Source organism: Rhodobacter sp. NTK016B, from assembly GCF_017303295.1.
Classification (GTDB): domain Bacteria; phylum Pseudomonadota; class Alphaproteobacteria; order Rhodobacterales; family Rhodobacteraceae; genus Pararhodobacter.
The window spans coordinates 1-403 of record NZ_JAFKOK010000044.1 but is presented as its reverse complement, the minus strand read 5'-3'; the positions used below and the strand labels follow the sequence as shown (position 1 = coordinate 403).

The window sequence follows — 403 nt, the reverse complement described above, 5'->3', positions numbered from 1 at the left end:
GACGGCGTCAGCCTGCGCCTCGATGGTTTGCCGGGGCGCTACACGATCACGCCGGGGGACTATCTGGGCGTCACGGTTTCCGATGTGCCCTACCTGTTCCGGGCCGTCACCGGCGTGACTTCCTTTGGGGGTGGCTATGCCGATTTCTTCGAGGTCGAGCCCTGGTTGCCGCCCCAAATAACCACTGGGCTTGAAGTCAAGCTGGTCCGCCCGGTGATGCGTGCGCAGGTGATCAATTATCAGCCCGGCATGCGCGAGCTGGACCACGTCTCTGCCGGCATGCTCACGCTTCAACAGGTGTTCTGATGCTGAGCCTCACCTCTGCCGAACTGACCGAGCTGGAAGCCCGCACGGGCATCGTCTCGCGCACCCTGATCTGGGTGACGGCGAAGACCCGCGACAC

Annotated in this window: 1 protein-coding gene; it reads left to right on the top strand. The window is 63.8% G+C overall.

All coding sequences use genetic code 11. From position 1 onward, the window contains the following. The coding region (locus JI664_RS23630; RefSeq protein WP_207016238.1) for a hypothetical protein at window positions 1-306 on the top strand (306 nt) is incomplete at its 5' end. Between the last annotated feature and the right edge of the window lie 97 nt (window positions 307-403).